General features: G+C 54.0%; 29 protein-coding genes. 8 read left to right on the plus strand and 21 right to left on the minus strand.

Annotated features, from left to right (window positions below; all coding sequences use genetic code 11):
* Positions 1-8: 8 nt before the first annotated feature.
* The 4 genes from QGM61_RS12705 to QGM61_RS12720 all read right to left on the minus strand — a co-directional run bounded on the left by QGM61_RS12705 (position 9) and on the right by QGM61_RS12720 (position 4,457).
* Complete coding sequence (locus QGM61_RS12705) at positions 9-998, minus strand: alpha/beta hydrolase (RefSeq protein ID WP_281133193.1); 990 nt, start codon at positions 996-998, stop codon at positions 9-11.
* A gap of 20 nt (positions 999-1,018) precedes the next feature.
* The gene (locus QGM61_RS12710) at positions 1,019-1,456 is read right to left on the minus strand and encodes a hypothetical protein (protein ID WP_281133194.1); all 438 of its coding nucleotides are present in this window, start codon (positions 1,454-1,456) and stop codon (positions 1,019-1,021) included.
* A gap of 214 nt (positions 1,457-1,670) precedes the next feature.
* Positions 1,671-3,461, minus strand: coding sequence for a hypothetical protein (locus QGM61_RS12715; RefSeq protein ID WP_237134932.1), 1,791 nt, complete (start codon positions 3,459-3,461; stop codon positions 1,671-1,673).
* Positions 3,462-3,785: 324 nt separating this feature from the next.
* On the minus strand, positions 3,786-4,457 hold the full coding sequence (locus tag QGM61_RS12720; RefSeq protein WP_281133195.1) for a TetR/AcrR family transcriptional regulator: 672 nt from the start codon (positions 4,455-4,457) through the stop codon (positions 3,786-3,788).
* 97 nt (positions 4,458-4,554) lie between these two features.
* Between QGM61_RS12720 and QGM61_RS12725 the strand changes: the two genes are divergently transcribed.
* Together QGM61_RS12725 and QGM61_RS12730 are read left to right on the plus strand one after the other, a co-directional pair.
* Positions 4,555-4,920, plus strand: coding sequence for a glutaredoxin (locus QGM61_RS12725; protein WP_281133196.1), 366 nt, complete (start codon positions 4,555-4,557; stop codon positions 4,918-4,920).
* 14 nt (positions 4,921-4,934) lie between these two features.
* Positions 4,935-5,375: a DUF2214 family protein gene (locus QGM61_RS12730; protein ID WP_281133197.1), complete on the plus strand. Its 441-nt coding sequence runs from the start codon at positions 4,935-4,937 to the stop codon at positions 5,373-5,375.
* A gap of 7 nt (positions 5,376-5,382) precedes the next feature.
* On the opposite strand, the gene QGM61_RS12735 is transcribed toward QGM61_RS12730, so the two are convergent.
* Positions 5,383-6,060: an alpha/beta hydrolase gene (locus tag QGM61_RS12735; RefSeq protein ID WP_281133198.1), complete on the minus strand. Its 678-nt coding sequence runs from the start codon at positions 6,058-6,060 to the stop codon at positions 5,383-5,385.
* A 90-nt stretch (positions 6,061-6,150) separates the two neighbouring features.
* On the opposite strand from QGM61_RS12735, the gene QGM61_RS12740 reads away from it, so the two are divergent.
* Both QGM61_RS12740 and QGM61_RS12745 read left to right on the plus strand, forming a co-directional pair.
* Positions 6,151-6,942: a class I SAM-dependent methyltransferase gene (locus tag QGM61_RS12740; RefSeq protein ID WP_281133199.1), complete on the plus strand. Its 792-nt coding sequence runs from the start codon at positions 6,151-6,153 to the stop codon at positions 6,940-6,942.
* A 32-nt stretch (positions 6,943-6,974) separates the two neighbouring features.
* The gene (locus QGM61_RS12745) at positions 6,975-7,400 is read left to right on the plus strand and encodes an SMI1/KNR4 family protein (protein ID WP_281133200.1); all 426 of its coding nucleotides are present in this window, start codon (positions 6,975-6,977) and stop codon (positions 7,398-7,400) included.
* A 22-nt stretch (positions 7,401-7,422) separates the two neighbouring features.
* On the opposite strand, the gene QGM61_RS12750 is transcribed toward QGM61_RS12745, so the two are convergent.
* Positions 7,423-8,811 (minus strand): methyl-accepting chemotaxis protein, encoded by a 1,389-nt coding sequence (locus tag QGM61_RS12750; RefSeq protein WP_281133201.1) that lies wholly within the window; start codon positions 8,809-8,811, stop codon positions 7,423-7,425.
* 331 nt (positions 8,812-9,142) lie between these two features.
* A complete protein-coding gene (glpD, locus tag QGM61_RS12755) occupies positions 9,143-10,654 on the minus strand; it encodes a glycerol-3-phosphate dehydrogenase (RefSeq protein ID WP_281133202.1) in 1,512 nt (503 codons plus the stop codon).
* 100 nt (positions 10,655-10,754) lie between these two features.
* Between glpD and glpK the strand changes: the two genes are divergently transcribed.
* The 4 genes from glpK to lspA all read left to right on the plus strand — a co-directional run bounded on the left by glpK (position 10,755) and on the right by lspA (position 14,304).
* Positions 10,755-12,251 (plus strand): glycerol kinase GlpK, encoded by a 1,497-nt coding sequence (gene glpK / locus QGM61_RS12760; protein ID WP_281133203.1) that lies wholly within the window; start codon positions 10,755-10,757, stop codon positions 12,249-12,251.
* The gene (locus tag QGM61_RS12765) at positions 12,248-12,886 is read left to right on the plus strand and encodes a histidine phosphatase family protein (protein ID WP_281133204.1); all 639 of its coding nucleotides are present in this window, start codon (positions 12,248-12,250) and stop codon (positions 12,884-12,886) included. Before glpK ends, QGM61_RS12765 begins: the two co-directional genes overlap by 4 nt.
* Entirely contained in the window at positions 12,876-13,670 is a 795-nt protein-coding gene (locus QGM61_RS12770; RefSeq protein WP_281133205.1) for a DUF1499 domain-containing protein, read from the plus strand. Before QGM61_RS12765 ends, QGM61_RS12770 begins: the two co-directional genes overlap by 11 nt.
* Positions 13,671-13,851: 181 nt before the next feature.
* Positions 13,852-14,304 carry a signal peptidase II gene (gene lspA / locus QGM61_RS12775; protein WP_272907376.1) on the plus strand — a complete coding sequence of 151 codons (453 nt, stop codon included), beginning with the start codon at positions 13,852-13,854 and terminating at the stop codon, positions 14,302-14,304.
* A 38-nt stretch (positions 14,305-14,342) separates the two neighbouring features.
* Here lspA and QGM61_RS12780 read toward each other — a convergent pair whose 3' ends face one another.
* From QGM61_RS12780 to rpsH, 14 genes are all read right to left on the minus strand, one after another.
* Positions 14,343-15,458, minus strand: a complete 1,116-nt coding sequence (locus QGM61_RS12780) for a pyridoxal-phosphate-dependent aminotransferase family protein (RefSeq protein ID WP_281133206.1) — start codon at positions 15,456-15,458, stop codon at positions 14,343-14,345.
* A gap of 91 nt (positions 15,459-15,549) precedes the next feature.
* Entirely contained in the window at positions 15,550-15,942 is a 393-nt protein-coding gene (gene rplQ, locus QGM61_RS12785) for a 50S ribosomal protein L17 (protein WP_281133207.1), read from the minus strand.
* A gap of 69 nt (positions 15,943-16,011) precedes the next feature.
* Complete coding sequence (locus QGM61_RS12790) at positions 16,012-17,004, minus strand: DNA-directed RNA polymerase subunit alpha (RefSeq protein ID WP_237134947.1); 993 nt, start codon at positions 17,002-17,004, stop codon at positions 16,012-16,014.
* Between the two features lie 69 nt (positions 17,005-17,073).
* Positions 17,074-17,694 carry a 30S ribosomal protein S4 gene (gene rpsD / locus QGM61_RS12795; RefSeq protein ID WP_281133208.1) on the minus strand — a complete coding sequence of 207 codons (621 nt, stop codon included), beginning with the start codon at positions 17,692-17,694 and terminating at the stop codon, positions 17,074-17,076.
* Positions 17,695-17,766: 72 nt separating this feature from the next.
* The gene (rpsK, locus tag QGM61_RS12800; RefSeq protein ID WP_237134949.1) at positions 17,767-18,165 is read right to left on the minus strand and encodes a 30S ribosomal protein S11; all 399 of its coding nucleotides are present in this window, start codon (positions 18,163-18,165) and stop codon (positions 17,767-17,769) included.
* A 42-nt stretch (positions 18,166-18,207) separates the two neighbouring features.
* The gene (rpsM, locus tag QGM61_RS12805) at positions 18,208-18,564 is read right to left on the minus strand and encodes a 30S ribosomal protein S13 (protein ID WP_237134950.1); all 357 of its coding nucleotides are present in this window, start codon (positions 18,562-18,564) and stop codon (positions 18,208-18,210) included.
* A gap of 104 nt (positions 18,565-18,668) precedes the next feature.
* A complete protein-coding gene (gene rpmJ, locus QGM61_RS12810; RefSeq protein ID WP_082628126.1) occupies positions 18,669-18,785 on the minus strand; it encodes a 50S ribosomal protein L36 in 117 nt (38 codons plus the stop codon).
* A gap of 63 nt (positions 18,786-18,848) precedes the next feature.
* Positions 18,849-20,171 carry a preprotein translocase subunit SecY gene (secY, locus tag QGM61_RS12815; protein ID WP_237134951.1) on the minus strand — a complete coding sequence of 441 codons (1,323 nt, stop codon included), beginning with the start codon at positions 20,169-20,171 and terminating at the stop codon, positions 18,849-18,851.
* A gap of 34 nt (positions 20,172-20,205) precedes the next feature.
* On the minus strand, positions 20,206-20,691 hold the full coding sequence (rplO, locus tag QGM61_RS12820) for a 50S ribosomal protein L15 (RefSeq protein ID WP_237134952.1): 486 nt from the start codon (positions 20,689-20,691) through the stop codon (positions 20,206-20,208).
* 3 nt (positions 20,692-20,694) lie between these two features.
* Positions 20,695-20,877, minus strand: coding sequence for a 50S ribosomal protein L30 (gene rpmD, locus QGM61_RS12825; RefSeq protein WP_237134953.1), 183 nt, complete (start codon positions 20,875-20,877; stop codon positions 20,695-20,697).
* 5 nt (positions 20,878-20,882) lie between these two features.
* Positions 20,883-21,392 (minus strand): 30S ribosomal protein S5, encoded by a 510-nt coding sequence (gene rpsE / locus QGM61_RS12830; protein ID WP_058022499.1) that lies wholly within the window; start codon positions 21,390-21,392, stop codon positions 20,883-20,885.
* A gap of 12 nt (positions 21,393-21,404) precedes the next feature.
* Positions 21,405-21,755 (minus strand): 50S ribosomal protein L18, encoded by a 351-nt coding sequence (rplR, locus tag QGM61_RS12835; RefSeq protein WP_237134954.1) that lies wholly within the window; start codon positions 21,753-21,755, stop codon positions 21,405-21,407.
* Positions 21,756-21,766: 11 nt separating this feature from the next.
* Entirely contained in the window at positions 21,767-22,300 is a 534-nt protein-coding gene (gene rplF, locus QGM61_RS12840; RefSeq protein ID WP_237134955.1) for a 50S ribosomal protein L6, read from the minus strand.
* Between the two features lie 38 nt (positions 22,301-22,338).
* A complete protein-coding gene (rpsH, locus tag QGM61_RS12845; protein WP_237134956.1) occupies positions 22,339-22,737 on the minus strand; it encodes a 30S ribosomal protein S8 in 399 nt (132 codons plus the stop codon).
* Positions 22,738-22,742: the final 5 nt, after the last annotated feature.

Consider the following 22,742-nt stretch of genomic DNA (forward strand, 5'->3'; position numbering starts at 1 on the left):
CCTTAAACTCAGGGACGGTTGCCCAGCGCACGCTGCATGATTTCGTTCTGTACCGGCATGAATTGCCCAACTGAGCGCCGCCAGTATTCGGAGTTGTGACGGCCCGTTGTCTGCATGTAGGTGAATGGGACGTCGTTCAGCAGCAGTACCTGCATGAATTCGCGTGCGTCATTGATCAGGCCATCACTGAGTCCGGCATCGAAATAAAAATGTGGCAGCTGACTCTTTGGCACATTATAGATGATCTGAAACGGGTCGTAGGCCTGCGCCTGCTCCACGGTGGCGAAGTCCACACCTAGCGGATTGCGCTCTTCCTGCGTGCTGAATCCGGGGATATCAATAATCTGGGATATGACGGCGTCTGCCCGCGCCAACTCGGGCGAATCGGCTGCGGTACGCGATTGTGGCGCTGGTCTTTGCTGTGCGATTGCGTCTGCGCGCTGTCTGGCATGAGTCAACGCACCACTGGTGCTGGCCACTGACACAAATATGTCCGGGTGACGCAGCGCCAGCATCAGCGCACCATAGCCGCCCATCGACAAACCAGCAATCGCCCGACCTTCGCGTCGGGCATGAGTCCGGAAATTCGCATCGACGTAGCCTATAACGTCCTCGATAACATGATCTTCCCAGTGATTGCGCTGCCCGCCTGCACTTTCCGCATAATTGATATACCAGCTATTGCCGGCATCCGGCATCACCACTATCAGCTCACCGATATTGCGGGCGTAGAACGCAGCCCCAAGGTTTCGTCCCCACACAGTATAGTTCTGCATGTACCCATGCAGCAGATACAGCACAGGGTAGCGTCTGTCGCTTTGTTCGTAGTCAGGCGGCAAAACGATATCGAACTTCATCCGGCGGCCAACGGCAGGACTGTCAAAGCTGATCGTCTGCAGTCCATCTGGTAGTGGTGCAGAGGGCGGGGACTGGGCAAAGGTTGCAGAGAAGCAGCTCAGGCACATCACCAGGAGCAGTGTTTGTCGTAGAGAATACACCTGAGAATCTCCTTTCAGTCCTACTGTGGCGGTGGTGCCAGTGAGTCTACTGGTAAAGGCCCGTCGTAGCGTTGCCGATCTTCCTCGGTTGCCGCCTCTCGACACTCACCTCGCACTTCGAAATGCTGCAGACCCTGCTCACGATACAGCTCAAAGAAGCCGGTGCGGCAGTACTCAGTCTGGAGAAGGACGTTATCAATACGCTCTGTGACATCATATTCACCGATTGGAAGCTGTTGTCGCCGCGACGGATCAACGGGTGTCTGGACGGTGGCGGGCTGTGGTCGATGATAGTTACGCTGAAACACAAAGAACTTTGTGCCGTCTGCCGAAATCTCCGGGATGAGAAGCTCATCAGCGGAAGGTGCCTGCCACCTGGGGCCACCCCCGCAGGAAGACAGGACCAGTGCAACCATAGCAGTGATCAGGACAGGACGGCTTGCTGACAATATGTTCATTCACATTTCCAGATTGGAATCGGATCACGGCATGGGTCTGTTACTGCTGTGTTGAGCTGCTTCGATGTTAATCGATCCCGGCAAGTGCTGTACAGCCCAGCGCCGCTGGCTGGAGACTGCAAAGCAGACTGAGCAGAATTCCTGGCAATCCACCTCGGTTCCGGCAAAAAAAAGGGCGACCAGTCGGTCGCCCTCTTACTGCAACTTGCTCAGCTTAGTTTGTGCTGCTGACCAGGTTAGCGTCGTCTGATTCGGCCTGAGCCTGGTAGCGGCTCTGGTCTACGAACTTGTAGTAGACCTGACCGAAGAACATCTCATCCCAGCTCTGGTCACCCCATGGCACTTCACGTGCAGGATCAGGGTTGGCTTTGTTCTGGGTTGAGTTGTCAAATGCACCGGTAACTACAATACGAGTACCTGCGGGAACACGCTTTTGCTCAGCCAGTTTGTATTCCATCTGCCAGTTATAGTCGTAATTGGCGATGTTGGCCAGCAGCTCAGTAGAACCATCCGGGTAGTGTGCTTCGAAGCGCATGTACTTGCCACGGAAGTGCATGTGCGGCAGGAAGCTGTGCAGATACGCATCGTCCGGGATCACGATTTCGGTCTGCTGCTCGAAATTGGGATCGTACGGAGGAATGTTGGTCCATGTAGGTGTAAAGATACACGCACACTCGCCTGTCATACGCTCTTCCGGAATCTCATCTTCATCGTAGAACCAGACACCAATGCGGCTGGCATCTACTGACTCACGGCCGGTTGTTGTGTAATGAAGCTGAATAGCGATGGTAGAGCCGTCCATCAACAGACCACCGGTATTGGGCTCTTCCACGTACGGCGCAGCACCAGGGATGTAGGGCGTGATGTAAGCCTGATTCGGATCAGGCGTGCTTACAAAGCCGTTTCCGCTAGGGCGCACACCCGGCTTGAACAGTGCGTTCAGCGTGTGGTGCAGCACAGTGCGGTCACCAGGCATATACTGGCTGGCCTTCACGTAGCGATCTTTGCCTTCCGGCAGATTGATCGGGATGAATTCATAGCGGTAATCCAGGACACCGGTTGCGGGAATCTGCTGCTCCGGAATCTCGATTACGTAGTCCGGCTCGCCGAATGCCCACTCGGTTGGTGGCCACTCAATCATGGCCAGCGGATCTGTGGAGCCATCTTTCTGCGAACCTGCCGCAATCCAGTCCAGCACCTTGCGCTGATCTTCGAAAGGCACAACGTAGCTGTTACGGAAGTTACCCACATGCGGGTCCATCTGACCCGGCGGCATACGCTTGGTCATCAGTACTTCGCGGATCATCGGGCTCCAGCCCTGCACCATCGCATGACTATTAAGAGCGAACGGTGCTACACCACCTTCGCGGTGACAGCTTGCACAGTTTTCAGCAATGATCGGCGCTACGTCTTTCTCGTAGGACACTGAGCTTGGATCACGCTCCACATATTCAACTTCCGCGCCGCTGGCTGCCACGTATGCGGTGCTGACGGCATTGCCGGCTGCAACCTGGGCCAGTGCATCAGCGAATGGCTGACCAGCATCACCACGGTAAACAACCGAGAACGATTTGGGGTCGTATATGACAGCTTCGCCAAAACGCTCAATACCCATGGACTCGGAAACAGCCTGAACATCATCGATCAGCACAGGTATTTCGGTATTCAGCGCGGCAACATCTGCTGCCACTTCGTCACGAGCCTCACCCAACGGGTTGATCATCATGAACTGAATACCCTTGTCAGCGTATTCCGCTTTCAGGGCGGAGAACTGGCCAAGTGCCGCACGGGTTTCTTCGGCGCCATTACCCTGCACCAGAAACGCGATGGCCTTGTTGTTGTCATACCACGCCATGTGGTGGTAATAACCCTCGTGATCGAGAAGGGCAAAATCCCCAACCCGCTCATCGGCAGCATGGCTGAAGCTTGCGCTAAAACCCAGTGCCAGGGCAGTGATGGCGCCACCAGCTGCCATCCTGCTGCTCTTTCGAATCCAACTGATCATGTTACCCCTCCGACTAAAACCAGCTAGCCAAAACCACTCTGGCTGAGCCAAAAATTGATGCGATTCAAACCTTAGTTTAAAAGACCCGCTTGAGCCGCTAGTCCATTCGGGCGGCGACCATTATCGGATTAACTGATACCGCTTATTCGCAGCGTTACTAAGACATTGAAAATCAGGCGATTAAACTATAATTCTGAGTCTATTCAGGATTCTGATCGTACCACCGTGCGGTACAAAGTCAAATGACGAAAGTCATTTTCTGAGGCGCTGGATTGCCGGCGTACAGCACACCTGGCGACCACAGCCATAGACAGGTCGGATAGTTCAGTTTAGCAGCGCGTGAAGCGCGTTGCGCAGGCTTTTACGGAACTCGGTTTCTGAGTGGAATCCGCACAGATAACCCTGCAACAGGTGATAGTAGAGGGCGAAAGCGCTCCAGGCGGCGGTACCGGTATACAGATTCTTCGACAAACGCCCGTCTCGCTTGGCTTTTTCTATAAGTTTCATCAGCTTGGCGTAGGTGCGGTTCATGATCTGATCGATATCTTCGCGGCGTTGCTCTGTCGCAGAAAACGACAGCTCCTTGAGCACAGTGCGGGACAGCACCTCATCCTGACTGTGGTAGCGGATATGCCCATCAAAGAAAACCATCAACTGGTCAATTAATGGCGCATCTGGCTCAATTTCCGCATAGGATTGCTCAATCATGCTGATGATGTCGTCTTTAAAGACCATCACCAACAGATCTTCCTTGCTCTTGGCATACAGATAGAGTGTACCCAGGCCGACATCGGCTTCCGCCGCAATATCCTGAATCGTGGTATTGGTGAAGCCTTTCTCGACAAAAAGGATACGGGCCGCCGCGACGATCCGCTGCAAGCGGATTATCTTTTTGCGCTCACGCAAACCCAGGGTTGCGAACGCAGGATCGTCGGCAGGGTTTACCGTCATATCGACCACCTTGTCCGAGGCCCGGAATTTAGTGTCGTCTGCCATGTATGAACACCTGATTTATCTTGCCGTAATTTAACGGCGCTAAAGATTACCATACTCAGTTATGACACAATAGCGTTTATTTGCCGCGGGAAAAGCAATGAGTGAGACCGATCTATCCCCACAAACCTCAGATATCAATGCCCTGCTGGGTGTCAGCAAAACGCCAGTGACAGTGTTCACGCTGTCCTGGTGCAGCTATTGCCACGCAGTTAGACAGTTGCTGGATCATCTGAAAATTGCATACACCACTGTGGAGCTGGATACCGGAGAGTACGCCAACCCAGACCGCCATCAACAAATGCGGCGTGAACTGCTGGAAATGACCAGCAGCCGGACACTGCCGCAGGTTTTTGTGGGAGCCTCACATAACATCGGTGGCTATACAGAGACCAGGCAGGCAGCTCAGAGTGGAAAACTGCAGGAACTGCTTAATGCGCAGCTGGTCGCCCGGCAGCAAAATTGACGGTATGAACTGACATGATCACGGCGGCAATTGATTTCCTGCATATCATCGCGCTACTCGGCTGGGCAATCGGCTTGCTAATAGTTGCCATGGCGCCCCGTGAAGCTGTCAGCCACGACGACCTGAAAGGGATAGTAAAAGTCTATCAATGGACATTAATCGCCTTGCTGACAGCAATCACTGCAGGACTGACCTTGTGGCTGATGGTTGGAAAACCGGCAGAATTCTATAGTAACAACCCACTGTTTCACGCCAAACTGTCCCTGGTTGCTTTGCTCATTCTGTTGACAGTCTGGCCTGCCGCATTCTTCTGGCGTCAGCGGCACACACTGACACCGGACAAACACATCGAGGACACCCCCGGCGCCATCACACGACTACAAAAAGCCGCCGTGGCAGTAGCTATCGTGACCCCGGTTCTGGGCTGGCTGGTGGCAAGAGGCATAGGATACTAGTCGACCATCAGGCGGACCTGGTATTCAGCGTCGACTGAAGCCAGCTTGAGATATCCCTGATTTCCTCCAGACAAACGGTATGCTGCATTGGGTAGCTGCTGTATTCTGGCTTGTAGCCTTTGGCCTGCAGCGCAGCGACTGCCTGCTGTCCCAACGCCTCTCGCACGACCGGATCGGCCGTGCCATGAAAAACTCTGATTGGCAGCTCTCGATTCGCCTGATTGACTGTCACGGTGTCGGCCGTCGGGAAGTAACTGGACAGCGACATGATACCTGCCAACGGATGTGGACAGCTAAGGCCCGCCTCCAGCACAACCGCTCCGCCCTGCGAGAATCCAGCAAGGATAATGCGTCGACTATCGATGCCAGCCGCCATCTGGGCTTCAACCAGTTCATGCACGGCTGCAGCCGATGCGCGCAGCTGAGTTTCATCCACCCGCCGGCTGACATCCATTTCCAGAATGTCATACCATGCCGGCATGACATACCCCTGGTTTATGGATACCGGGATCGATGGTGCATGCGGAAAAATAAAGCGTACCGCCATGTCAGACGGAAGTCGCAACTCGGGTACAATGGGGACAAAGTCGCTGCCATCGGCACCCAGGCCATGCAGCCATATAACCGCCGCATCGGCGTGTCCATCCGGGCGGGTTTCTCTGACAAGCGCGGGCAAATTAGTCATCAAGCATCCTTCGCGGTTCAATTGTTGATTTAGGTAATTTCGACATTATAGGAAACTTTAGGGTCAATCGACCACGCAAGAGGAACAACCATGCTGAACAAGTCGACACAGCACCTGGCACACATGCTTACCGCGGTATGCCTTCTCGCTGGTCTGATGACCGGGGCGTTCGCGCAAAGCCTGGACGGCGAGGCGCTCAAGGCACAGATCAGTGGCAGTGATCGCGACATCAGCGATCGAATGCGTGATTCAGCCCGACAACCTGTGGAGGTACTGCAGTTTCTGGGTCTGGAACCAGGCATGACGGTGCTTGATGTGTATGCCGCAGGCGGTTATTACACTTATATACTCTCAAAAGCGGTCGGCCCGGATGGAATCGTGTACGCGCAGAACTCGCCGAGGGCGCTTCGTTATGACGAAGATCGCACTGACATAAGTCAGGGCGACGCGCTCGCCAACAAGATACGGGACGGCCAGTTGCAGAATGTCGAGCGGATCGATCGCGGCATCCAGGACTCGGGACTGCCAGAGGCTTCTGTAGATTTTGTGCTGGTATCGCAGATTCTGCACGATTACTTTAACCGCAGCCCCGCAAGCGCTTACAGCCTGCTGGTCGAGCTGCATCGTTTGCTTCGACCAGGCGGCATTATCGGCATCATTGATCATCATGGTGCACCTGGCAATGACAACCGCCGACTGCACCGCATGGTGCAGTCTGATGCAGAGCAGGTAATAACTGATGCGGGCTTTATCATCGAGGCGGAGAGCGAGCTGCTGCTCACTGAAGGAGACAACCCGCGTCGATCAATTTTTGATCCCATGCTCAATCGTGGAACCAGCCAGTTCCTGCTGCGTGCCCGCAAACCGGCCGACTCTCTGTAATCGCCCCCCAGGTATCTAATCAGGTAAACACCATGGAAGACATCATCGATCTATTGCATGAAATGAGTGAGGACGTACCAGTTGCGCTGGAGTTGCCTGATGACGATCTGCTTGTCGAGATTGAGGAAGAGCTGCTGCTGTCATTACCCGACGACCTGCGGGTTTACTTATTGGAGGCCAGCGACGTTGTGCTCGGATCCTTTGAGCCGGTAACAGTAACCGATCCGCGCTCACATACCTATCTGCCTGAAGTCGCGGCGATCATGTGGAATGAAGGTATGCCGCGCCACCTGCTGCCGGTTTGCCAGGCTGGATCGGGTTGCTACTGCATCAGGGAAGACGGTGTAATCCTTTACTGGAATGGCGAAAAGCTGGGCAAGGATCCGGAAGGCAACAAAGAGTGGCAAAACCTGTGGGAGTGGATCAGGGACACCTGGCTCCCACAGGCAGAGGAATAAGCTTCGCGCCCGAACTGAGGCGCTACAGCAATGCCGATAGCCGGGCGTCTGCACCCAGCACTCTCACCAGCTTGCCATTCTGAAACACCGGAACCGATACCGTAAAACAGAACTCGTCGGTGGCCGACGAACGGTACACCTCGGATATATAGGTCTTTCCGGTGTCAACGACCCGCTTGAACCATTCCCGTGAACGCCAGTCTTTACCCCGCGCCGATGCCCTGTCCGCTGTCGCCGACAGATCAGCGGCAAAAATATTCTCGGAAACCTGAATTCCATCGGCACCAACCAGGTACATGAGTTCGAACTGTTGGTGCTGGTTGAGCGCTGTAGCCAGTCGGGACTCCATGCTTCCACGATCGTGACTGACAAGCTCGGGTGCCGCAGCCAGCTCCGCAATAACCTCACCGGCAAGCCTGTGAATCTGCAACCGGAAACCACCCAGACCTTCCAGCAGCGAGTCGCTCTGGACATGAATTGCATGCCCGAGCTCATTCACGCGCGCCGCCTTGGTCTTCATATCCGCCGCTACACTTGAGACTGTGTGCACGTCACGGTTGACCGCCTGCATGGCCTGACTCATCTGCTCGGTGCTGGATACTATGCCATGAAATCGCTGATCAAGGTTATCCATGGCTTCACGGACTTTGCAGAGCTCCTGGCCAATGTGCTCCACACTATCCGAACCTGCTGTCACTGCTTCACGCATCTCCTTGCCCGCGACGCCCAGACCCGCCACCTGCTCGGTAAAATTCTCGATAATCATTGAAACCTGGCTGGTGGCATCTGTTGTGTTGTTGGCCAGAGCCCTGACCTCTTCCGCAACGACAGCAAATCCACGCCCGTGCTCGCCGGCCCGAGCGGCTTCAATGGCAGCATTCAGGGCCAGTAGATTGGTCTGTCTGGAGATATCGGAGATGGACGAGATTACCTTGACGACTTCCTGCAATTGCAGCTGCAGGCTCGCGATGACACTGCCGAGATGCTCTTCAGTGGCGTTGATGCGAGTGATGCTCGACCGGGTGCGGCTACTGTCAGCTTCACAAGTACGTATGGCATCCGCCACTTCGGCCGACAATTTGGCAACATCCTGCGTCGCTGGCAGCAGTTCAGCTTCAATAGCAGTGGTAACCTGCTCACTGCTGCTGGCGATGGCTTCCGACGACTGCGCCAGTTGCTGTCCCGTGCGCGTAGTGTCACTGGCAATGGCGGACATTTCAGGCGCCTGACAGGCGATGGTCACGGCAGCCTCAATGCAGTGTTTGATTCGGCTGTGCAAAGTCTGTTTCAGTGCAGTCAACGCAGCGTCGTGTTGTGCCCCGGCGCCAGCGCCGAGATCCAGATTCCTTGCCAGTTCGTCAATTGACTGTTCAATATTGCCGCGAAGCCGAGAGTTCGACAAAAACTTCATGATTAGCAACTCCTTCCGTGGACTACTGCTTGTTGATATCTGCTTCTGATGCCACGATCACACAGTATTGACTGAAGCAATTTAAGTGCCATTCGCGTGTCATCGCGCTCACTTTATGACATACGACGCAAAATTTGCCGACAATACGAGGGCTTGCTGAGACTGACAGCAATCTGCGCGGGTTCCCGGCTGGAGCGAACACGCTTCCTGCTGTCCCCTGTAGAGCTTTTGTCACTCCCGGGTGCAAGCCAGTCTGCACCAACGCGGACACTTGAATCAGGCATTCGCACCAGCTGTGTGCAGATCAGATCACCAGAGCAGACGCCGTTTATCAGGTATCACGTGCCATGTAACCTTCTAAATCAAGAACCTGTTCCTGCGTAAAACGGATACCCAGCTTTGTTCGTCGCCAGAGTATGTCGTCGGCCGTCATCGCCCATTCTTTAGCGATCAGGTAGTCCACTTCGCGAGCATAAAGACCCGGGCCAAACTGCCGGCCAAGATCAGCTACTCCATTCACACCATCAAGTAACTTTCGAGTTGATGTGCCGTAGCGTTTCACCCAGGCGGCAATCTGTTGCGCTGGTAAAGCCGGGTGCTCCTGTTGCAAAACGCTCAGCAATGAAGCCTGGTCAGTAAAATCACCTCCCGGCAGATTGGCGGTCCTGGTCCAGGGCTCCCCCATGTCGGGAAATATCTCACGAAGCTGGCGAAGTGCCGACTCAGCCAGATGCCGGTAGGTTGTGATCTTGCCCCCGTACACCGTTAACAGTGGTGCCTCGCGCCTGTCGAGCTGAAACGAGTAATCACGGGAGACTTTACTGGCGGATTTTCCGGCTGCCTTATCGCTTTCCTCTTCTACCAGCGGCCGGACACCCGCGTAGGTATGAACAACATCGGCTGGTGATATATTCCGCTTGAAGTACTGGTTAACCACGTCACACAGATATTCGATTTCCTGCGACGAGATTTTGGCATCTGCTGGATCGCCGGCGTAATCCTCCTCGGTCGTGCCTATCAAGGTGTAGTCATCTTCGTAGGGAATGACAAACACTACCCGGCCATCAGCATTCTGCAACAGGAATGCCTCCTCGCCAGGATGCATTCTTGGTACCACAATATGCGATCCTTTCACCAGTCTCACCGCCCGGTTGTCGGTGCCTGATTGTGTGAGGACACGTGTTACCCATGGCCCTGCTGCATTAACCACACAGCGAGCACTCACTTTTGTGACCTCACCACTGCGCTCATTCAGAAGTTCAGCCAGCCAGCGACCTTGTTTTCCTTTCTGCTGCGCTGTCAGGTTGACACATCGATGGCGCGGCAGGACCTGGGCCCCATTGCTGGCAGCCTGCAGGGCATTAAGAATGACCAGGCGTGAATCATCCACCCAGCAGTCTGAATATTCGAAGCCACGCCGGTAATCGGAGCGCAGTGGTCCGTCGCCACTGAAGGAAATGCTGCGGGATCCGGGTAAAGTGACACGGCGAGCCAGGTGATCGTACAGGAACAGGCCGATGCGAATCATCCAGGCCGGGCGCAACTGCTTGTGATGAGGCAGCCGAAACCGCATCGGCCAGATGATGTGAGGGGCGGCACGCAGCAGCACCTCGCGCTCTTCGAGCGACTCGTGGACCAGCTTGAACTGCCAGGTTTCGAGATACCGCAGACCACCATGGATGAGCTTGGTACTGGACGAAGAAGTCGCACCGCCAATGTCTGCCTGGTCACAGAGGACCACTGACAGACCTCTGCCTGCTGCATCCGCGGCTATGCCGGCTCCATTGACACCTGCTCCGACTACCAGCAAGTCAGTTTGTATAACGCCTGATTGATCCGGCACTTTGTCCCCCTGTACACCGATTACGTATCGAACGTATGTTATAGTAGCACGCAACAATAAGCGAAAAAGGAGGCCGGTGCGATGGAAACGGAAAACACCTATGAGTGACTATCTGTTGGCTATTGATCAGGGAACGACAAGCAGTCGGGCCATCATTTTCACGCGGAATGGCGAGCGCGTCGCAGTTGGTCAGCACGATTACCCACAACACTACCCCAATGACGGATGGGTCGAGCATGAAGCCGAAGATATCTGGACAACAACTGTCCAGAGCTGTCGTGAGGCTCTCACTGCCAGTGGAATCCAGCCGTCAAAATTGGCCGGTATCGGTATCACCAACCAACGCGAGACCACGCTGATCTGGGATCGTCGCAGCGGCAAACCCATCCATAAAGCCATCGTCTGGCAGGATCGTCGCACTGCAGCCTTCTGTGAGAAGCTTCGATCACGCCTTGAGCGTGAGGGACGTCCCGATCTCGTCCAGAAAAAAACCGGCCTTCTTATCGACTCCTATTTCTCGGCCAGCAAGATCCACTGGCTGCTTGAAAACGTGACCGGCGCACGCGACGCGGCAAAGGCAGGGCATCTCGCTTTTGGCACAATCGACACTTTCCTGTTGTGGCGCCTGACTGGCGGCAAGGAACACAGCACCGACGCCACGAACGCCTCTCGCACCATGCTGTTCAATATCCAGACGCAGCAATGGGATGAAGAATTACTGGATCTGTTTGATATCCCAGCCTCATTGCTACCTCAGGTTAAGGATTGCGCTGCCGACTTTGGGCAAACCTCGTCTGAGCTGCTGGGCGCGCCCGTGCCAATCTGCGGCATGATTGGAGACCAGCAGGCTGCAGCGTTCGGGCAGGCCTGTTTTCAACCTGGTATGGCAAAGAGTACATATGGCACTGGCTGTTTTCTGCTGATGAATTCCGGCGAACAAATTCTGGAATCTCGCCACAACCTGCTTGCTACCGTGGCCTACCGGCTTGACGACAAGCCTGTTTACGCACTGGAAGGCAGCATCTTCATGGCAGGTGCCACCATGCAGTGGCTGCGCGATAAACTTGGCCTGTTCAAGTCAGCCGCAGAAACTGAGGCCCTGGCCAATCAGGCTGACCCTGGATTGTCTGTCATGCTGGTGCCAGCATTCACTGGCCTGGGAGCGCCCTGGTGGGATGCCGATGCGCGTGGTGCGATTTTCGGTTTGACACGTGATGCAGGTATCCCAGAGATCGTTGCTGCCGCACTGATGTCGGTGGCCTATCAGACCAAGGACCTGCAAAAGGCCATGGAGTCAGATGGTCAGCGTCCAACCATGCTGCGCGTAGACGGCGGTATGGCAGCCAACAATTTTGCGATGCAACGACTTGCCGATTTATTGGGCGGCCCTGTCGACCGACCACAGATCACGGAGACAACCGCCCTTGGCGCCGCCTTTGTAGCAGGTCTGCAGGCTGGCCTGTATGGCTCACTCGAAGACATTTCAGTGCTGTGGCAGCTGGAGCGTCAGTTCGAGCCTACCCAGCCGAAAGAGTGGCGCGATGCTCAGTACGCCCGCTGGCTGGACGCCGTGCGCAGAACCCGGAGCCAGTCATGAGAACCTTGCATCTTATTCGGCATGGCGAAACAAACTGGAATCGCGAGCGGCGCGCACAGGGACAGCAGGAATCTGTTCTGACTGACACTGGCCGTGAGCAGGCCAGACAACTGCGACAGGCATTACGCGACATTCCAGTGCAGGCTGTTTTTGTCAGCAGCAGTCAGCGCGCCCGCGAAACGGCCGAGATCGCGTTCAGCGAGCGAGACGTGCCAATGGAATATTGCGACCTGCTCAGGGAAATCAATATGGGTCCCTGGGAAGGACAACTGTATGCAGACATCCAGAAAAACGATCCGCAGCGCTATCATGCATTCTGGAATCAACCTGACGCGTTTTTGCTGAGCGGTGCGGAGACCTTTGCCGACATCCAGCATCGAGCGCTGAGCAGACTGGAAAAAATACTGGCAGAAACTGATGCAGGACATATCGCGATCGTCAGCCACGGCGTCTGGATAAAATCGCTGCTGTGTGCAATCGAAGGCCGCGACCTTGCTGATCTGTGGCAACCTCCTGCCATGCATAACTGTGCACGCAGTACGATACAAATCCAGCGCGACGGCAGTCGTCGTATCACTCTCTATTGCGACAAACCTTACGAACACCCTTCCGTGGAGATTCAAAATGAGCACTGAAATCAAGACAAAAGCCGGATTACCGTTAATCTTGACGGTATTAGCGGGCATTGCAGGTATCGGTCTGGGATTGACCGCCCTGGCTGCACCTGTCGGTGTCTGGCTGCAGGCCTGGGACTTCCGCCAGGGTTTCTCCATTTTGCGTTCAGCCCAGCCACTGGTGGCCTGGATAACGATAGGCTGCGCGCTGGCGACCGTCATCGTCTTTGTACTGGGGCGTTGGCAGAGTGACAGCAATGCCGGCCGAAACACTGCCATTTGCCTGGCTGCGACAGTAGTTGCGGCAATCGCCTGGTACGTTCCCCAGTCCTATCTTCCGGGCGCGGGTCGCACGATTCCTCCGATCCATGACATCAGCACGGATGTGGCCAATCCGCCGCAGTTTGTTGATGTGCTGCCACTAAGAGGCAGCAACAGCAACCCGACAGTCTATGGCACCGGCAACCCCAACTACACACCTGAGCAGCATGCAGAACTGCAACTTGAAGCCTATCCAGATGTGAGCACTCAGACATTCTCAGAGCCTGTCGATGTTGTGTTTGAACGCGCCTTGGCGGCAGTCGACGCATTGGGCTGGGAGCTGGTGTCCCAGGTGCCTGATGAGGGGCGCATTGAGGCCACTGATACAACCTTCTGGTTCCGCTTCAAGGATGATGTCGTCATACGGATTCAGGAGACAGAGGACGGTACGACGGAACTGGATGCTCGTTCAACTTCCCGCGTTGGTCTGAGTGACGTCGGCAAAAATGCCGAGCGGCTGCGAGCTTTTTTTGCTGAACTCTGAATGAAGTTCCGGTAGGCTTGTCCGCTGGATCCGGTTGCTGCCTGCAGGGTGGCAACCGGGACACTCTGGCCAACCGTCAACGGCATAAAATCGCGAGACCGAATTGAATCACACTAAACCCTCACCCCAATCCCTTCGGGACCGACTGATAAACGACGCGACGTCGACTCGTCCCCGGGCATTGCTTATTTTCTTGGCGATCGCAGTCACCTGCCTGTCTCTGTCCCAGTTAAGCAGCTGGCTGGTAAACAGCTCACTGTCTATTGGCAGCAGTGTGGCCGTAGTCGATGGCGTGTTTAATGTCACTCACGTGCGCAATCTGGGCGGTGTTTTCGGAATGGCGCAGGGCAAAGGCTGGCTGTTTGCGCTTTTCAGTATCGCACTGATATCAGTTCTTTGCTGGTACCTGGTGAAAGGAAAACAGGTTCGCCAATACGAGTTCATATTTTTCGGCTTTGTCGCCGGAGGCGGAATCAGCAATATCCTTGATCGGCTAATCTACGGAAGTGTTGTCGACTTTATTGATATCCGCGCAATCCCATTCTGGAACTACGTCTTTAATACTGCCGACGTATTCATCCACGTCGGACTTTGGCCTCTGTTATTTATTGGCCTGTTCTGGCACAGGGACTGAATTGTCAGACCCCAACTGAACTGGTCCGTATCTGCTTTCTAAGGCAGCACGTCCTGCAGCGCGGCCATCAGCAAACGCACATGGGTGGCGTCCGCGCTGTGCCCCATCAATCCAATACGCCAGATTTGGCCCGCCAGCGGACCCAGGCCTGCGCCAATTTCCAGGTTCCAGTCGCTCAGTAGCGCATTTCTGATCGCTGTCTCATCCACTCCCTCAGGAACCTTGACAGCATTAAGCTGGGGCAGTCGCGACTCTTTTGCCACAGCCATCTGCAGCCCCATCGCTTCCAGACCTTCAACCAGCGTGTGGTGGTGCAGCGCATGCCGGGCCCAGGACTGTTCAAGCCCTTCTTCCTCCAGAATGCTAAGAGCCTCATGGAGAGCATACATGGCATTAACTGGCGCCGTATGATGATAGCTGCGCTTTTGCCCGCTCCCCCAATAATCCATTATCAGGTTCATATCCAGGAACCAGCTTTGCACACGTTCGCGTCGACTCTTGATTCGCTCTACTGCTCTGGGGCTAAAACTGACTGGAGAGATACCTGGCACACAGGACAGGCACTTTTGTGTGCCGGAATAGATCGCGTCGATCTCCCACTCATCGACTTTAAGTTCGATACCACCCAGCGAGGTAACGGCGTCGACTATTGCAAGACAGTCATGTTGATGCGCCAGCGCGGCCAGTGACTTTGCGTCACTGCGCACACCTGTTGACGTTTCAGCATGAACAAATGCCACGGCTACGGCATCCGGGTTGGCCAACAGGGCTTCCTCGACTTTGCCGGGATCGACAGCTGCCCCCCACTCTGAGCTAACCATTACCGCAGTGCCACCGCAGCGCTCGACGTTTTCTTTCATTCGCCCGCCAAAAGCACCATTTTGGCAGACAATTACTTTGTCTCCTGCTTGCACAAGATTTACAAAAACCGCTTCCATCCCAGCTGAACCTGGTGCTGAAACGGGCAAAGTAAGCTCATTTTCTGTCTGAAAGGCATATTGCAGCAGCCGCTTGATATCATCCATCAATCCGATGAAGGCGGGATCAAGATGACCAATCGTTGGACGGCCAAGAGCCTCCAGCACACGCGGACTGACATCAGAAGGACCCGGCCCCATCAAAACCCTGTGTGGTGGATGGAATGTCTTGGTCATATGCTCCTCCCAAACAAAAAAGCCGGGACACAGTCCCGGCTTTTTTGTATTTGAACGCAGAAAATTATCCGCGGCATCAATACAGCTTGCTTCAGTCTTCAGCGCCTTCCTCAGCGCTTACACCTGCCGGACGATCCACCAGCTCTACATAAGCCATAGGTGCTTTATCACCAGCGCGGATACCACATTTCAGGATACGGATGTAGCCACCAGGACGACCCTGGTAACGCGGACCGAGATCCGTGAACAGCTTACCGACGGCAGACTTGCTACGCAGACGGCTGAAGGCCAGACGACGGTTGGCAACGCTATCCGTCTTGGCCAAGGTAATCAGAGGCTCCGCAACCATACGCAGCTCTTTTGCCTTGACGACAGTGGTCTTAATAATTTCGTGCTCAACCAGCGAGGCAGTCATGTTACGGAACATGGCCTTACGGTGCGCAGAGTTTCTGTTCAACTGACGTCCACTATGACGATGACGCATATCTACAATTCCTATTTCAACCGCAGCCTCACGGCTGACTCGCTATAGTATTTTAATCCGATGACGGTATTACTTGTCTTCTGTACGCAGGCTAGCCGGCGGCCAGTTTTCAAGACGCAGGCCCAGTGAAAGTCCACGAGTAGCCAATACGTCTTTAATTTCTGTAAGCGACTTTTTACCCAGATTTGGAGTCTTCAGCAGTTCAACTTCTGTGCGCTGAATCAGGTCGCCAATATAATAAATATCTTCCGCTTTCAGACAGTTTGCAGAACGAACTGTCAGCTCCAGGTCATCGACCGGACGCAACAGAATCGGGTCAATCTCGTCTTCGGGCTCTTCCGGTGCAGCAGCTTCCTGGCTTTGCAGGTCAACAAACACAGCCAGCTGGTGCTGCAGGATTGTTGCTGCGCGACGGATCGCTTCTTCTGGATCAATTGTACCGTTCGTACGCAGATCGATAATCAGCTTGTCCAGGTCAGTACGCTGCTCTACTCGAGTGCTCTCAACAGAGTAGGCAACGCTCAGCACCGGACTGTAAGTGGCGTCCAACTGCAGACGACCAACAGCGCGAGTCTCATCGTCATCATGACGTCGAGAATCGGCAGGAACATAACCTCGGCCTTTACGTACCACCAGTCGCATGTTCAGCTCACCTGAACCATTCAGGTTGGCAATCTCGTGCTCCGGATTGACGATCTCGACATTGTGGTCGGTCTCGATATCAGCAGCTGTGACAACGCCAGGGCCTTTCTTGCTCAGGTTGAGCACGGCCTCGTCCTGGCCGTTCAGAATCACTGCAACACCTTTCAGGTTCAGCAGGATCTCAATAACGTCTTCACGAACGCCTTCGATACTGCTGTACTCGTGCACAACACCATCGATTTCAACTTCTTCCACTGCACAACCAGGCATGGAAGACAGCAGGATTCTTCTTAATGCGTTCCCCAGAGTATGGCCGAAACCACGCTCAAGAGGCTCAAGCACCACTTTGGAATGATACTTGTCAAACTCTTCTACCTTGATCAACTGTGGTGTAAGAAAATCCGACAACGAAATCTGCATGGGGTCACCCTTAACAATTAGCCCGGTAATGTTTAACTCTACTTCCGAATAACGCCTGTTTAAGCAGGTTTACTTGGAGTAAAGCTCGACGATCAGGTTTTCGTTAATATCCGCTGAGAGATCAGCACGGTCTGGCTTGCGGGTAAACTGACCTTCCAGTTTGCCCGAATCGACAGTGATCCACTCAACCGGCGTACGCTGGTTGGCAAGCTCCAGCGCTGACTTGATCCGCAGCTGTTCTTTGGATTTCTGACGAACAGCAACGACATCACCGGGATTAACCTGATAAGACGGCACATTAACAACGCTACCGTTAACAGTGATCGATTTGTGAGACACCAACTGGCGCGACTCAGCGCGAGTTGCTCCGAATCCCATTCGGTACACAACGTTATCCAGTCGCGACTCAAGCAATTGCAGCAGGTTTTCGCCTGTTGCGCCCTTACGACGGGCTGCTTCCTTGTAATACGTGCGGAACTGGCGCTCAAGTACGCCGTATATGCGTCGTACTTTCTGCTTTTCACGCAGCTGAACGCCGTAGTCAGACAGACGGCCGCGTCGTGCACCGTGCTGACCCGGAATCGTTTCCGCCTTGCACTTGCTGTCGAGCGGGCGAACGCCGCTCTTCAGGAACAGATCGGTTCCTTCGCGTCGTGCGAGTTTACATTTGGGGCCTAGATAGCGGGCCATACACTGACTCCTGTTTTCTAAATCTCGGTTATTAGCCGGAATAAGCTATTACTGATCCTACGACTCTCGCCTTTAGACGCGACGCTTTTTCGGGGGTCGACAACCGTTGTGGGGAATCGGTGTCACATCAGTGATCACACCCACTTTCAAGCCACAGGCGTTCAAGGCACGCACTGCCGACTCACGGCCAGGGCCAGGACCATTGACCTTAACATCCAGGTTTTTCAGACCATAAAGCTCGATGGCAGTCTTACCCGCACGCTCCGCAGCAACCTGAGCGGCAAATGGCGTACTCTTACGCGAACCGCGGAAACCAGAACCACCAGATGTAGCCCAGCTCAGAGCGTTGCCCTGGCGGTCAGTGATGGTAACGATGGTGTTGTTGAACGACGCATGAATGAATGCAATACCGTCAATAACGGCTTTTCTTGCCTTCTTTTTAGGCGCTGCTTTAGCTGCTGGCTTAGCCATAGAAAATTCCTGAATAAGATTAAAGCGTATTGTCTCTAAATATTATTTGCGAATCGGCTTACGCGGACCCTTACGTGTACGGGCGTTAGTCTTGGTGCGCTGACCACGTACTGGCAGTGACCGGCGATGACGAATACCGCGGAAACAGCCAAGGTCCATCAATCGCTTGATGCTCATGGATACTTCACGACGCAGGTCACCTTCTACAGTGAACTTGCCAACCTCGGCACGCACATTGTCGAGTTCTTCCGGTGACAGTGCACTGGTTTTTGTCGAAGGAGCGATGCCCACGCGTTCACAAATCAACTTAGCGCGCGTGGCACCAATCCCGAAGATATAACTCAGGGAAATAACCAGGTGCTTGTTATCTGGTATGTTGACACCGGCAATACGTGCCATAGCTTGACTCCAATCTTTTAATTTACGCGTTTACCAGAGAACCTGGACCCCTAAATTCAGGGGCGCAAAGGATATACTCTGGCGAATTAAAAATCAACCAGTGCTTAACCCTGGCGCTGCTTGTGACGAGGCTCTGCGTCGCAGATAACTCGTACGACTCGGTTGCGCTTGATCACCTTGCACTTACGGCAGATTTTCTTGACTGATGTTCTGACTTTCACTTTCTACTCTCCATTCAACGTCGGGTATCGCCCGAGACGCTCTAAATTCAAGTTCCCGACGGCCTAGCGGCCTCGACCGAAACTACCCAAATTGGACTTTTTCATAAGAGAATCATACTGATGCGACATCAGATGCGCCTGTACCTGTGACATAAAGTCCATGCTTACGACCACAACAATCAACAGCGCGGTGCCGCCCAGGTTAAACGGTACGTTCGCCATCATCTGAAAGAAATTCGGCAACAGACACACGATAGTGATGTAGATCGCACCAAACATGGTCAGTCGCGTCAGAACAGCATCAATGTACTTGGCTGTCTGCTCACCGGGACGGATACCCGGGATAAATGCGCCCGAACGCTTCAGATTATCCGCTACATCTTTCGGGTTAAACACCAGCGCGGTGTAAAAGAAACAGAAAAAGATGATCATCGCGCTGAACAGAATTACGTACAGAGGCTGACCCGGACCAATCAGCAGCGCGAGATCCTGCAGCCATTCGGCTCCTTCGCTCTGTCCAAACCATTGTCCGATGGAAGCCGGAAACAGCAGGATACTGCTGGCGAAAATCGCCGGAATCACGCCCGCCATATTCACCTTAAGAGGCAGATGGCTCGACTGCGCCTGATACAGCTTGTTGCCCTGTTGACGCTTGGCGTAGTTAACCGTGATGCGACGCTGCCCGCGCTCGATAAACACAATACCGGCAATCACGATGACCGCAATTATGGCCACCACAAACAACAGCAAACCGCTGATCTGACCTTCGTACGCCTGCGACAGCGAGCTGCCTATTGCGGCGGGCAGACCTGCCACGATGCCGGCGAAGATCAGCATGGAGATGCCGTTACCTACGCCACGCTCGGTAATCTGCTCACCCAGCCACATCATGAACATCGCACCTGTCACCAGCGACACAATGGCAGTGAAGGTGAAGCCCAGACCCGGGTTGTAAGCCATCGGTGCCAGCAGGCCAACGGCCATGCCAGTACCCTGCACAATCGCCAGCGCAAGAGCGCCATAACGGGTGTATTGCGTGATCTTGCGACGACCCGACTCACCCTCTTTCTTCAGCTGTGCCAGGTAAGGGTTTACCGCACTCAGAAGCTGCATGATGATCGATGCGGAGATATACGGCATGATGCCCAGGGCAACAATACTCATACGCTCCAGCGCACCACCAGAGAACATGTTAAACAGACCGAGGAAGGTACCTTCGTTCTGACTGAACATGTTCGCCAGCTGCGCTGGATCGATACCAGGAACCGGTATATGCGTGCCGACACGATAGACAAATATGGCAAACAGCAGGAACAGCAGACGAGCCTTCAGCTCACCTAGTCCCGCTCCAATCCCTTCACCTGACATATTGGGTTTCTTTGCCATCTTTAATCAATCAGCTCTTTCGGTAGTTTCAAAATTAAGCGCTAGCTTTTTTGGTTTTTTTCTTTCCTGCGTACTCAGGTACAACAGGATCGATCACCTTGCCACCAGCCGCTTCAATTGCCTGACGCGCACCTTTAGTGACACGCAGACCTTCTACAGTAACAGCTTTGGTCACGTCACCAGAAAGCATGATCTTTACTCGCTTGATGCCACCGTTGATCAGGTTGGCAGCTCGCAGTGTTTCGATGCTTACAACGTTGCCTTCCAGGGCATTCAGTTCGCTGGTACGAACTTCGCCGGTCAGACGACCAATACGTGAGCTGAAACCGAACTTCGGCAGACGACGCTGCAAAGGCATTTGACCGCCTTCGAAACCTGGACGTACAGTACCGCCGCTGCGTGACTTTTGACCTTTGTGACCTGTACCACAGGTCTTGCCCCAGCCGCTTCCGATGCCGCGTCCAACGCGCTTCGGAGACTGGGTGCTGCCCTCTGCCGGGCTCAATGTATTCAAATGCATCTGTTAACCCTCAACTTGCAGCATGTAGCTGATCTTGTTGATAATGCCGCGGACAGCAGGCGTGTCCTGCAGCTCCACAGTCTGGTGCATACGACGCAGACCCAGACCTTTCAAGCACTGACGATGACGCTCCATCGTGCCGATCGGACTGCGAACCAGCGTAACTTTAACTGTTTTGTTGGCCATAACGCTTAACCCAGGATCTCTTCAAGTGTCTTACCACGCTTGGCTGCAACACTCTCAGCCGCACGCATCTCTTTCAATCCCTTGAACGTCGCGTTAACAACGTTGACCGGATTGGTTGAACCGTAACATTTAGCCAGAACGTTCTGGATACCAGCGAGTTCCAGCACCGCACGCATCGCGCCACCGGCGATGATACCGGTACCTTCGGATGCTGGCTGCATGTAGATCTTGGACGCGCCATGACGCGCCTTGACCGGATACTCCAGTGTATTACCGTCCAGCGACACGGAAATCATGTTGCGACGTGCGGCTTCCATGGCCTTCTGGATCGCCAGTGGCACTTCACGTGCTTTGCCGCGACCGAAGCCTACTCGACCGTTACCGTCACCTACTGCGGTCAACGCAGTAAAGGCGAAAATACGACCACCTTTAACTACTTTGGCGACACGGTTTACCTGGATGAGTTTCTCCTGCAAACCTTCTTCGTTCTTTTTCGCCTCGTCTCTCAGTGCCATAGTTCTAAACCCTTAAAATTCCAAGCCGCCTTCACGTGCCGCATCAGCCAACGCTTTGATTCGACCATGATAGTTGTAACCGGAACGATCGAACGCCACTTTGCTTACGCCAGCCTGTTTGGCACGTTCAGCAATCAGTGCGCCGATTTTGCCGGCCGCTTCAACGTTTCCTGTTGCCTTACCACGCAGGTCTTTTTCAACTGTGGAGGCAGAAGCCAACACTACATTGCCTTCAGGGGCAATGATCTGCGCATAGATATGGCGCGGAGTACGATACACGCACAATCGGTTTACACCGAGCTCCGCTATTTTTGCTCTGGTACGTCGTGCGCGACGGATACGAGCTACTTTTTTATCGTTCATAATGTCACGCCCTACTTTTTCTTCGCTTCTTTTCTGTAAACATTCTCATCCGCGTAGCGAATACCCTTGCCCTTGTAAGGCTCTGGTGGACGGAACTTGCGGATCTCAGCGGCTACCTGGCCAAGCAGTTGCTTGTCAGCCGAATTCAGTACGATTTCGGTCTGAGAAGGTGTATCTGCTGTGACACCAGCTGGCAGCTGATAATCGATTGGATGAGAATACCCTACTGTAATATTGACAGTGTTGCCCTGTGCCTTGGCTCGATAACCAACGCCCTGCAACTGCAGCTTGCGCTGAAATCCTTCACTTACGCCAACAACCATGTTGTTAACGAGTGCGCGGAATGTACCAGCCATCGCAACTGCTTCGCGAGACTGGTTCTTCGCGGACACGCGCAGGACTTCACCGTCTTTCTCGATCTGCACATAGTCATGCAGTTCAAGATTAAGACTGCCTTTGCTGCCTTTGACAGTGACCGCTGAACCAGCGATTGTTGTCTCCACGCCTTTGGGCAGCGAAATCGGATTTTTTGCTACTCTGGACATAATCGTGCTCTATAAACTGTTAGTAAGAATCGTGTGTATCAGAATACCGTACACAGAACTTCACCACCGATGCCGGCAGCACGTGCTTGCTTGTCTGTCATCAACCCTTTGTTGGTTGACACAATCACAATGCCCAGTCCCTGACGGTTGCGGGGCAGTTCTTCTTTGCCCATGTACTGACGCAGACCAGGACGGCTGACTCGTTTGATTTCTTCGATAACCGGCTTGCCCTGATAGTATTTCAGATCAATGACCAGCTCGCGCTTGGCGCTGACATCGTCACTGACTGAGTAACCACTGATATAACCCTCATCCTGAAGAACGTTGCAAATGGCAACTTTCAGCTTGGACGCGGGCGCGCTCACCTGGGACAAGCGGGCCATTTGTGCATTTCGAATGCGTGTCAGCAAATCTGCAATAGGATCTGACATACTCATAATAA

Origin of the sequence: Pseudohongiella sp. SYSU M77423 (assembly GCF_029911965.1) — a bacterium.
In the GTDB taxonomy this organism is placed as follows: Bacteria; Pseudomonadota; Gammaproteobacteria; order Pseudomonadales; family Pseudohongiellaceae; genus Pseudohongiella.

What these genes read in the sequence shown, in the direction of transcription:
- QGM61_RS12710 (WP_281133194.1), bottom strand. Translation starts at nt 1,456, where the DNA reads ATGAACATATTGTCAGCAAGCCGTCCTGTCCTGATCACTGCTATGGTT.
- QGM61_RS12715 (WP_237134932.1), bottom strand. Translation starts at nt 3,461, where the DNA reads ATGATCAGTTGGATTCGAAAGAGCAGCAGGATGGCAGCTGGTGGCGCC.
- QGM61_RS12720 (WP_281133195.1), bottom strand. Translation starts at nt 4,457, where the DNA reads ATGGCAGACGACACTAAATTCCGGGCCTCGGACAAGGTGGTCGATATG.
- QGM61_RS12725 (WP_281133196.1), top strand. Translation starts at nt 4,555, where the DNA reads ATGAGTGAGACCGATCTATCCCCACAAACCTCAGATATCAATGCCCTG.
- QGM61_RS12730 (WP_281133197.1), top strand. Translation starts at nt 4,935, where the DNA reads ATGATCACGGCGGCAATTGATTTCCTGCATATCATCGCGCTACTCGGC.
- QGM61_RS12735 (WP_281133198.1), bottom strand. Translation starts at nt 6,060, where the DNA reads ATGACTAATTTGCCCGCGCTTGTCAGAGAAACCCGCCCGGATGGACAC.
- QGM61_RS12740 (WP_281133199.1), top strand. Translation starts at nt 6,151, where the DNA reads ATGCTGAACAAGTCGACACAGCACCTGGCACACATGCTTACCGCGGTA.
- QGM61_RS12745 (WP_281133200.1), top strand. Translation starts at nt 6,975, where the DNA reads ATGGAAGACATCATCGATCTATTGCATGAAATGAGTGAGGACGTACCA.
- QGM61_RS12750 (WP_281133201.1), bottom strand. Translation starts at nt 8,811, where the DNA reads ATGAAGTTTTTGTCGAACTCTCGGCTTCGCGGCAATATTGAACAGTCA.
- glpK (WP_281133203.1), top strand. Translation starts at nt 10,755, where the DNA reads ATGAGTGACTATCTGTTGGCTATTGATCAGGGAACGACAAGCAGTCGG.
- QGM61_RS12765 (WP_281133204.1), top strand. Translation starts at nt 12,248, where the DNA reads ATGAGAACCTTGCATCTTATTCGGCATGGCGAAACAAACTGGAATCGC.
- QGM61_RS12770 (WP_281133205.1), top strand. Translation starts at nt 12,876, where the DNA reads ATGAGCACTGAAATCAAGACAAAAGCCGGATTACCGTTAATCTTGACG.
- QGM61_RS12780 (WP_281133206.1), bottom strand. Translation starts at nt 15,458, where the DNA reads ATGACCAAGACATTCCATCCACCACACAGGGTTTTGATGGGGCCGGGT.
- rplQ (WP_281133207.1), bottom strand. Translation starts at nt 15,942, where the DNA reads ATGCGTCATCGTCATAGTGGACGTCAGTTGAACAGAAACTCTGCGCAC.
- QGM61_RS12790 (WP_237134947.1), bottom strand. Translation starts at nt 17,004, where the DNA reads ATGCAGATTTCGTTGTCGGATTTTCTTACACCACAGTTGATCAAGGTA.
- rpsD (WP_281133208.1), bottom strand. Translation starts at nt 17,694, where the DNA reads ATGGCCCGCTATCTAGGCCCCAAATGTAAACTCGCACGACGCGAAGGA.
- rpsK (WP_237134949.1), bottom strand. Translation starts at nt 18,165, where the DNA reads ATGGCTAAGCCAGCAGCTAAAGCAGCGCCTAAAAAGAAGGCAAGAAAA.
- rpsM (WP_237134950.1), bottom strand. Translation starts at nt 18,564, where the DNA reads ATGGCACGTATTGCCGGTGTCAACATACCAGATAACAAGCACCTGGTT.
- secY (WP_237134951.1), bottom strand. Translation starts at nt 20,171, where the DNA reads ATGGCAAAGAAACCCAATATGTCAGGTGAAGGGATTGGAGCGGGACTA.
- rplO (WP_237134952.1), bottom strand. Translation starts at nt 20,691, where the DNA reads ATGCATTTGAATACATTGAGCCCGGCAGAGGGCAGCACCCAGTCTCCG.
- rpmD (WP_237134953.1), bottom strand. Translation starts at nt 20,877, where the DNA reads ATGGCCAACAAAACAGTTAAAGTTACGCTGGTTCGCAGTCCGATCGGC.
- rpsE (WP_058022499.1), bottom strand. Translation starts at nt 21,392, where the DNA reads ATGGCACTGAGAGACGAGGCGAAAAAGAACGAAGAAGGTTTGCAGGAG.
- rplR (WP_237134954.1), bottom strand. Translation starts at nt 21,755, where the DNA reads ATGAACGATAAAAAAGTAGCTCGTATCCGTCGCGCACGACGTACCAGA.
- rplF (WP_237134955.1), bottom strand. Translation starts at nt 22,300, where the DNA reads ATGTCCAGAGTAGCAAAAAATCCGATTTCGCTGCCCAAAGGCGTGGAG.
- rpsH (WP_237134956.1), bottom strand. Translation starts at nt 22,737, where the DNA reads ATGAGTATGTCAGATCCTATTGCAGATTTGCTGACACGCATTCGAAAT.